Source organism: Thalassococcus sp. BH17M4-6 (assembly GCF_049323015.1).
Lineage (GTDB): Bacteria > Pseudomonadota > Alphaproteobacteria > Rhodobacterales > Rhodobacteraceae > Puniceibacterium.
Genome location: NZ_JBMPGU010000005.1, coordinates 279,542 through 288,776 on the forward strand (window position 1 = coordinate 279,542; position 9,235 = coordinate 288,776).

A 9,235-nucleotide genomic window follows, 5' to 3' on the forward strand; every position below is an offset into this window, starting at 1 on the left:
TTCTGTCAAAGGTGGCCGGGGCAGGCAGTGCGCCCACCCCGACCGGGAGGATCAGTTTTTCACGACATCTTCGAGAAGCAGGAAGAACGACGGCTGCAGGGAAAAATTCTCGACCCGATCGGACGTGATGGCGTTCTGCTTCCAGTTCGCGACGAACACCCAAGGTGCGTCATCCTGCACGATGGTCTGCATTTCCTTGTAAAGCCGCGCGCGTTCCTCCTGATCGGTGGCGACGCGGGCGTCCTCGAGCAGCTTGTCCACCTCGGGGTTGGAATAGTAACCCGAGTTGAACCCACCCTTGTCCGGCCATGCGTCGGTGCGCAGCGCCAGGAAGGGCAGCGTGTCGGGGTCGTTCGTCATCCACGCCATTTCGGCCATGTCGGCCTTGCCTTCCAGACCCGGGTTCACCTCGCCCAGGAAGGTGTTCCATTCGTAGGTCTCTATGCTCACGTCAAAGCCCACAGCCTCCAGGTCGGCCTGGATCGCCGTGCCCATGGCAATGGGATCAAGCATGCCGGACCCGCCTTCGGTCACGTAAAAGGTCAGCTCTGCCCCCTCGGCCCCGGCTTCGGCGATCAGCTCGCGCGCCTTGTCCGGGTCATAGGGATAGGGTTCCAGATCCGGGTTGTAGGCCCAGGCAAAGGCGGGCGGGGTCGGGCCCGCGGCCACCTCGGCGGTGCCTTCCAGCACCTCGTTGACCAGCGCCTCCTTGTTGACGGCATAGTTCGCCGCCTGCCGGACCAGCTTGTCGGCAAAGGGGCCATCCTTGGCGTTCAGGATCAGGAACCACACATGCGGGCCCGCCTGTTCATGGACGGTGTAGGCGTCGCTCTGAAACTCGCTCAGCGCCACCGGCGGCACCTCGACCATCAGGTCGATACCGCCTGCCAGCATCTCGGCGGTGCGGGTGTTGGCATCGGTGATCGGGCGGAAGACGACCGCCTGCAATTCGGGCGCGCCATCCCAGTAGTCGCGGTTCGCCTCGACCACCACAGCCTCGTTCGACCGCCATTCGGCAAAGGTGAAGGCGCCGGTGCCCGACGGGTTGCGGCCAAAGTCCGCGCCGTGCTGCTCTACCGCGGCGGGCGACACGATCAGCCCGGTGGGATAGGCGAGGTTCGACAGGAACGGCGCATAGGGCGCATTGAGCGTGAAGCGCACGGTCAGGTCATCGACGACCTCTACGTTTTCCACCGCAGAAAAGAAGAAGGCCAGCGGGAACGGGCCGGTGTCGTGATAGGGGTGATCCTCGTTCAGCATCCGGTCAAAGTTGAACTTCACCGCCTCGGCGTTGAAGGGGCTGCCGTCATGGAAATTCACGCCCTCGCGCAGGGTGAAGGTGTAAACGGTGCCGTCCTCGCTGATCTCCCAATCGGTGGCCAGCGCCGGTTCCACCTCGAGCGTGCCGTCCTTGTAGCGCACAAGCCCGTCGTAGACGTTCATCAGGATGCGGAAATCGTTGACCGCGGTCACCGCCGCGGGATCAAGCGCCTTGGGTTCGGCGATCTGACCGACGATCAGCACGCCGGGCGGGGTTTGGGCCAGGGCGCCGCCGACAAATCCCGTCGTCAGGGCAAGGGCGGTACCTGCGGCCATGACGGCCCGGCGGGTGACGTGAAAAAGCGACATGACGTCTTCCTCTCCTGTAGGTCTATCTTTTATTTATCATGATAAATTGAATGAGGCCAAATTTTCATGATAAATTCAAGCCCAAGACCAGCCGGAGACCGCCATGACGATTTCGATACTCGCATATGACGAAAAATCAGGCGCTTATGGCGGCGCCGCGACCACCGGCAGCTTGTGCGTCGGCGGCTGGGTCCTGCGCGGGGACCCCGAATCGGGGCTTTCGGCCTCTCAGGGATCGCTGCCCAGCACGATGTGGGGACAGGACGTGCTGACCCGGATGCGCGCGGGCGAGACCGCCGAGGCGGCGGTCGGGCACGTGGTTCAGGCCGACGCGGGCCGGGACGAGCGGCAGCTGGCGGCGCTTGATCCCGCTGGCGGAACCGGGGCCTTTACCGGTGCGAACAGCATTCAGACCGCGGGCGCGCGGTTTGCGCCGGGGGTTGTCGTCACCGGCAACCTCTTGGCCTCCGATGCGGTCCTAGATGCCTGCCTTGACGGCTTTCTGACCGGCACCGGCGGGCTGGACCTGCAGCTTCTCAATGCGCTTGAGCGGGCGTCAAAGGCTGGTGGAGACAGTCGCGGCCTGCTGTCTGCTGCCCTGCTCGTGGTCGGCAAGGACCGTCCGCCGCTGAGCCTGCGGATCGACCATTCCGACACGCCGCTCGACGCGCTGCGTGCGCTTTACCAGCGTGCGACGACCGGCCTTTACGCGGAATGGGTACGGCATGTGCCGACACTGGCCGACCCCGAACGCGCCAGCCCGTTTCCCGGCTGATCACTCGGCGATAAAGCGTTTCATGACCTGCGCTTCCTGCGTTTCCATCTGCGCCCGGGCCATCTCCATATGGCTGCGCATGATCTCGCGCGCCTGATCGGCATCGCCCCGGCGCAGCGCCGCAATCAGGTCGATCTGGTGCTGGCGACCGGTCCGCCAGAGGTCATGGTTCGGCGTCGCATAAAGCCGTTTGTAGACCGTGAGATCGGTGAGGATCTGCGCCATGAATCCGATGAAGAAGCCCAGCAGCGCATTGCCTGCGAAATCCGACAGCCGCGCATGGAAGCGAAGCGAGGCGACATGCTGTTGCCGCTCTTCCTCCGCATCCGACGCGGGCTGCGCATAGGCCTGCATGATCGCTTCCAACTCGGCGATCTGCGCCTCGGACAAGCGCCCCGCCAGACCGGCGGCAAGCCCGGGTTCAAGCGCGATGCGCACCTGGTAGATGTCGTCGATGGTCACATCGCGAAAGTAGAAGTAATTGGCCAGCAGCGCCGCCGCCCGGTCGCGCGTCACCTCGCCGACAAAGCTGCCCCCGCCGGGGCCGGTCTTGGTTTCCACCAGCCCCTGCGCCTGCAAAAGCCGCATGGCTTCGCGAATCGTCCCCTTGGACATGCCGAACCGGGCGATCAGGTCAGCCTCTCCGGGAAGCCGGTCACCCGGTTGCAAGCCGCGTTCGACCACCCAGTCCTTGATCTCGTCCGCCACGCGCAGCGGGCGCGAGCGCCGCGAACGGGCCTTGGGATCCTGGGATGCGCTGCCTGGCATTCTCCTCGCTTTCGGTTCGGACGACGTCGGCCGCCGCGCAGCAAAGCAAAGCGATTTATCATGAAAAATACAAGACCGAGATGAGCGGAAACCTCCCTGACCGGGTAACCCCGTTCGATGATCTGCGCGACCGCGTCCCGCTTGAAATCGTTACTGCAAGTGTTCCTGCCCATTATGGCCTCCTTGCTTCAGATTTCGCTAAGAAGGCGTCCACGATACACGGCGCCATTCAACCTAGAGGACGTCGCCGTGCAAACACGTTCGGTTCTATGCACCAGAACCTGATTAACGGTCTTCCATTGTGCGGGCACCTCTCGATTGTGCTATCGTCTTTATCAGGAGGGTCTCATGGTTGAGCGTCATCATGTCGAAGAGATCGCACAGGTTCTGGACGGTCATGCGTCAGGCCGGGATGGTTACGTAGATGCTTCCTGGCGTCGGTGCGTAGAGCTGTACGGGATGGACCCAACGCGCAGTGACCCCGCCCATATCGTCACGGACACGGAGTTTCGTATACACCGCGATCAGGCTGATTGGATGATCGGCGCGGCGCGATCCAGCCTGCAAAGCCTGTTTCGGCAGGTCACAGGACAGAATTACGTTCTGTTATTGACGGATGCAGAAGGCGTCTGCGTCGATTTTTTCGGGGACGATCTGTTTGTCGACGAGTTGCGCAACGCAGGTCTTTACCTAGGCTCGAACTGGTCCGAAGATCTTGCCGGCACCTGCGGTGTCGGGGCTTGCATCTTCACCGGCGAACCGGTGACCGTGCATCAGGACGATCACTTTGGAAATGCACATACGGGGCTGTCATGTACCGCAGCGCCGATCTACGACAGCCTCGGACAACTCGCGGCAGTGCTGGATATCTCTCTGCTGCGCTCTCCCGCCCCGAAAAGCAGCCAGAACCTCGCCATGTCCCTGGTGACGGCGGCCGCCCGGAGGGTCGAAATGGCAAATCTGATGGCGGCCAGCCGTCGCGAGTGGGTGCTGAGATTTTCCTCCAGTTTCGAATTTCTCGACGTGGACCCGGAAGCGGCCGTATCACTCGATGGGTCAGGTCGGGTGATCGGGGCCACGCGCGGCGCAACGCGGATGCTGTCGCGCGGCAAGAGCCTTATCGGTGAACGGATCGACAGTCTTCTGGGGTTGAATGTCGATGACCTGCCAGACCTGATGCGGGATCGTCCCACCGAAGAAAGGGTCGTGGCTTTGGGAGACGGAGGCGCCGTGTTCGGCCATGCTATTGCCCCTCAGGCCCCACGCAGGGCCCACATGGGGGCGGAGGCCTCGGAAAAACGTGCCCTAAGCGGGTTCCATGCCACCCTTGCTGGAAGCGACCCGACCTTGATCCGGCTCCTGACGCAGGCGGACCGGCTCGCGCCGACGCATGTGCCGTTGCTCATCTGCGGCGAAAGCGGCAGCGGCAAGACCAAGCTGGCCCGCGCCATTCACATGGCATCCCGCCGCGGTCGTTTCGTTGCCATCGATTGTGCCGGAACGCACCCCGAAGAGATGCGTGACGCGCTTGCCGGACAGTCGGGGCCCGGCACGTTGCTGCTGCGCCGAATCGAGGATTTGCAGCCGGACACCGCACGGGTTCTCGCGGGCCTTTTGGATGCGAACCCGGATGTACGCCCGATCTCAACGACCACATACGCGCCGTCGGACCTGATGGCGCAAAAGATCATGCCATCTGCGCTTTATTTCCGCCTGTCCGGCTCCGCGCTGGAATTGCCGCCCCTGCGCGAAAGGCAGGACCTTGGCTGGTTGATCGACCGCCTGCTTCGGCGTCGCCGCGGAGGTGAAATGCGCCTGACACCTTCGGCGCGGGCCGAACTGACTGCGCGCAACTGGCCAGGCAACCTGCGCGAACTTGGCAATGTGCTGGATGTCGCCTGTGCAATGGCGGAAACAACCGTGATCGACCTGCCGGATCTACCTCCCGCGACGCAGTCTCGCGCGCACGAGCAGGATCTGGAGGCGGTTCTGGACGCCTGCAACTGGAACATGGCCCGTGCCGCACGTCGGTTGGGTGTGAACCGGTCGACGGTTCTACGCCGCATCCGCAGAGAGGGGTTGCGCGCGCCCGACTGATCTGTTGCGCGACGTTGCGTGTGCAACATTCCGGAGCGCCGCAATCACATATAGGGCGACATTTGCCGGATTCCCGTGGATTGGCCGCACGTCCATTCACCACTCTGCCCTCATCACATTGCTGATGAGGAGGAACCGCAATGCTCGATTCGACAGTCACCGCACAGGTGCAAGAGGTGCTCGACAACCTGAACGCCGCCATGGAGGAAGGCGACGCGCAGGCAGCAAGCGCTCTGTTTGCCACTGACAGTTACTGGCGCGACCTGGTCGCCGTGACCTGGAACCTCAAGACGGTAGAGGGGCCGTCTGGAGTGCAGGACATGCTGGCGGCGCAATTGAAACATACCAAGCCACACGCTTTCGCTCTTCAGCACGACGAAGCGCCCGGCGAGGATGGTGGCGTCGTTACCGCATGGATCACGTTTGAAACCGCCACGGGCCGCGGCTGGGGCCTGATGCGCCTGAAGGATGGGCGGATCTGGACGCTGCTGACCGCGCTGCAGGAATTGAAGGGCTTCGAGGAAAACAGCGGCAAGCGCCGACCCATGGGCGCAGAACACGGCGCCGCAAAAAACAGGAAGTCGTGGAAGGAAAAGCGCGAAGCCGAAGCCGCCGAGCTTGGACAGTCCGAGCAGCCATATACCGTGATTGTCGGTGGTGGGCAGGGCGGCATCGCCCTTGGCGCACGCCTGCGCCAGCTCGGCGTCCCGACCATCGTTCTGGACAAGCACGACCGGCCCGGCGATCAGTGGCGGTCGCGTTACAAGTCACTCTGCCTGCATGACCCGATCTGGTACGATCACCTGCCTTACATCAAGTTCCCCGACAACTGGCCGGTCTTCACGCCCAAGGACAAGGTCGGTGACTGGCTGGAAATGTACACCAAGGTCATGGAGATCAACTACTGGACCCGCTCCGAAGTACAGAGTGCGCAGTATGACGAGGACGCCGGCACCTGGACCGTGAAGGTCAACCGCGACGGCGAAGAGGTCAACCTGCGACCGACCCAGTTGGTGCTGGCCACGGGGATGTCGGGCAAACCGAACATGCCAGAGTTCCCGGGCATGGACGATTTCAAGGGTACGATCCAGCACAGCTCCCAGCACGAAGGCCCGGATGCCTGGAGTGGCAAGAAAGTGGTCGTCGTCGGTTCGAACAACTCGGCGCACGACATCTGTGCCGCGCTCTGGGAGGCAGATGCCGATGTGACGATGGTCCAACGTTCGTCTACTCATATCGTACGGTCCGATACCTTGATGGATATCGGCCTTGGCGCGCTCTATTCCGAGGAGGCAGTGGCCAACGGCGTGACGACCGAGAAGGCCGACATGATCTTTGCCTCCCTGCCATACCGGATCATGCATGAATTCCAGATCCCGCTCTATGACCAGATGCGCGAGCGGGATGCCGAGTTCTATGCCGGGCTTGAGAGGGCCGGGTTTGATCTCGATTGGGGCGACGACGGGTCCGGCCTGTTCATGAAATACCTGCGCCGCGGCTCGGGATACTACATCGATGTGGGCGCCAGCCAGTTGATCATCGATGGCGACGTAAAGCTGGTGAAAGGTCAGGTGGAACGCTTTGACGCGACCGGTGTCGTGCTGTCGGATGGCACGCATCTGGACGCCGACCTGGTGGTCATGGCGACAGGATATGGCTCGATGAACGGCTGGGCCGCAGACCTGATCAGCCAGGACGTTGCAGACAAGGTTGGCAAGGTTTGGGGGCTCGGCTCCGACACCACCAAGGACCCCGGCCCCTGGGAAGGCGAGCAGCGCAACATGTGGAAGCCGACCCAGCAGGACAACCTTTGGTTCCATGGCGGCAATCTGCACCAGTCTCGCCATTACTCCTTGTACCTTGCGTTGCAATTGAAGGCGCGGATGGAGGGGCTCGACACCCCCGTCTACGGCCTGCAAGAGGTGCATCACCTGTCGTGATGTGACCTGGCCGCGCCAAAGATGGCGCGCCCAAGCGCCCGGCCGTTCCTCCCGCCGGGCGCACCCCTTACTGACATTGGAGAAAAGAAATGAAAGCAGCACGTTGGCATGGCGTGAAGGATATTCGCGTCGAAGACATACCGGAACCAAAACCCGGCAAGGGCGAGGTGAAGGTAAAGGTCGCTTGGACCGGAATCTGCGGTAGCGACCTGCACGAATACCTCGCCGGGCCGATATTTGTGCCCGTGGATGAAGACCACCCCCTGAGCCACGACAAGGCGCCGATCACCATGGGACACGAATATTGCGGTACCGTGGCGGAGTTGGGCGACGGCGTGACCGACCTTGCGGTGGGCGACCGCGTCGCCATCGAACCGATCTTTGCCTGCGGGGAGTGCGCCGCTTGCCTGGAAGGTAAATACAACCTTTGCGACAGCCTCGGTTTTGTCGGCCTATCCGGCGGGCACGGTGGTTTTGCCACCTACAGCGTTGTCCCCGCCCGCATGGTGCACAAGATGCCCCAAGCGCTTTCCATGGAACAAGGTGCGCTCGTCGAGCCTGCTGCCGTCGCCCTGCACGCCGTGCGCCTTTCAAAGATCAAGGCGGGCGATAAGGCCGCGGTCTTCGGCGCGGGTCCAATCGGACTTCTGGTTGTGGAGTCGCTGCGCGTTGCAGGCGCGTCAGAGATTCACGTTGTGGAGCCGTCCGAGGTGCGGCGGCAAAAGGCGCTTGATCTCGGTGCGACATCGGCGATCGATCCAACCGCGATGGACGCTGTCGTGGAGGTTCGAGAGGCGACGGGTGGGGTTCACGTTGCTTTCGAGGTAACCGGGGTGCCTCAGGTTCTGCCGCAATGCATCGACGCCACCCGCCACGAAGGCCAGGTTCTTGTCGTGTCGATCTGGGAACAGGAGGCGTCCTTCCAGCCCAACACTGTCGTACTCAAGGAGAGGCAGTTGAAGGGCACCATCGCCTATCGCAATGTCTACCCGGCGGTCATGGCGCTTATGACGCAAGGATACTTCAGCGCCGATCAACTGGTAACCAAGCGGATCCCTTTGGACGAGATCGTCGCTGAAGGCTTCGAAGCGCTTGCGGCGGAAAAGTCTCATGTGAAAATCCTGGTCGAAGCACCCGACTGACGTCCTGCTGCATCGGAAATCCGGCCGCCCCGATAACAGGCCGCGGCCGGAGCCCCTTATAGGCGCAGCATGAAGGATTTAGGCGCTTTTTGGGTACACCCTTACGAAATATGAGGTGCGCCTAGATTTGTAGACGCTTCGCCGCCTAACTTTGAGGCGAGGAGTCCGATATGGGGACAAGCAATTACTGGACCTGTCACGCTTTCGTGCCGCTCCGATTGCTCACTTATGCAGCCTTTGCTTTGAAGGCCAAAGGGCTTTTCCAGCCGAGTGCTGAATGCCTCCGTCGCGGATTGTAGAAGCCATTGATGTATTCAAAGATGGAGATCTCGGCGTCGCGACGTGTGCGCCAGGAGCGTTGCCACAGCAACTCAGCCTTGATCGTTTTGAAGAAGGTTTCCACCGCTGCGTTGTCGTAGCAATTTCCAGTGCCACTCATTGATGCCTGGAACCCATGCTGGCGCAGGATTTTCTGGTAGTCGTGAGAGCAGTATTGGCTGCCGCGATCGGTATGGTGAATGCAGCCCTTCGGTGGCCGTCGCAGCGCAATCGCCATGTTCAGTGCCCGGATCGCCAGATCGCGTTTCATTCGATTGCTGACAGCCCAGCCAATGACGCGCCGGGAATGCAGGTCAAGGATGACAGCCAGATAGAGCCAGCCTTCGCGGGTCCACACATAGCTGATGTCGCCCGCCCATTTCTGATTGGGCGCATCTGCGTGGAAGTCCCGGTTCAACAGATTGGGCGCGATGTTGAAGGCATGGTTGCTGTCCGTCGTCGCCTTGAACTTCCTGTTCCGCTTCACCTCAATGCCATTCTCGCTCATTAGCCTGCCGATACGGCGGTGCCCGACTTCAAGGCCCAATTCCTTCAGTTCCTCTGTC

The 9,235-nt window shown here is 61.9% G+C and carries 7 protein-coding genes; 4 read left to right on the forward strand and 3 right to left on the reverse strand.

The features are described from left to right. Window positions 1–51: 51 nt before the first annotated feature. The gene (locus tag ACOXXX_RS09965) at window positions 52–1,629 is read right to left on the reverse strand and encodes an ABC transporter substrate-binding protein (protein WP_422826423.1); all 1,578 of its coding nucleotides are present in this window, start codon (window positions 1,627–1,629) and stop codon (window positions 52–54) included. Between the two features lie 103 nt (window positions 1,630–1,732). Here ACOXXX_RS09965 and ACOXXX_RS09970 point away from each other — a divergent pair, with 103 nt between their 5' ends. Next, entirely contained in the window at window positions 1,733–2,404 is a 672-nt protein-coding gene (locus ACOXXX_RS09970; RefSeq protein WP_422826424.1) for a DUF1028 domain-containing protein, read from the forward strand. On the opposite strand, the gene ACOXXX_RS09975 is transcribed toward ACOXXX_RS09970, so the two are convergent. Further along, the gene (locus ACOXXX_RS09975) at window positions 2,405–3,172 is read right to left on the reverse strand and encodes a FadR/GntR family transcriptional regulator (RefSeq protein ID WP_422826425.1); all 768 of its coding nucleotides are present in this window, start codon (window positions 3,170–3,172) and stop codon (window positions 2,405–2,407) included. 348 nt (window positions 3,173–3,520) lie between these two features. Between ACOXXX_RS09975 and ACOXXX_RS09980 the strand changes: the two genes are divergently transcribed. From ACOXXX_RS09980 to ACOXXX_RS09990, 3 genes are all read left to right on the forward strand, one after another. Then, entirely contained in the window at window positions 3,521–5,269 is a 1,749-nt protein-coding gene (locus ACOXXX_RS09980) for a sigma-54-dependent Fis family transcriptional regulator (protein ID WP_422826426.1), read from the forward strand. A gap of 140 nt (window positions 5,270–5,409) precedes the next feature. Continuing rightward, window positions 5,410–7,209, forward strand: a complete 1,800-nt coding sequence (locus ACOXXX_RS09985; protein ID WP_422826427.1) for an NAD(P)-binding domain-containing protein — start codon at window positions 5,410–5,412, stop codon at window positions 7,207–7,209. Window positions 7,210–7,298: 89 nt separating this feature from the next. Then, window positions 7,299–8,351 (forward strand): 2,3-butanediol dehydrogenase, encoded by a 1,053-nt coding sequence (locus ACOXXX_RS09990; protein WP_422826428.1) that lies wholly within the window; start codon window positions 7,299–7,301, stop codon window positions 8,349–8,351. Window positions 8,352–8,577: 226 nt separating this feature from the next. Here ACOXXX_RS09990 and ACOXXX_RS09995 read toward each other — a convergent pair. Continuing rightward, window positions 8,578–9,235 (reverse strand): IS3 family transposase (locus ACOXXX_RS09995; RefSeq protein ID WP_422826429.1); only part of this gene is annotated, 658 nt, incomplete at its 5' end.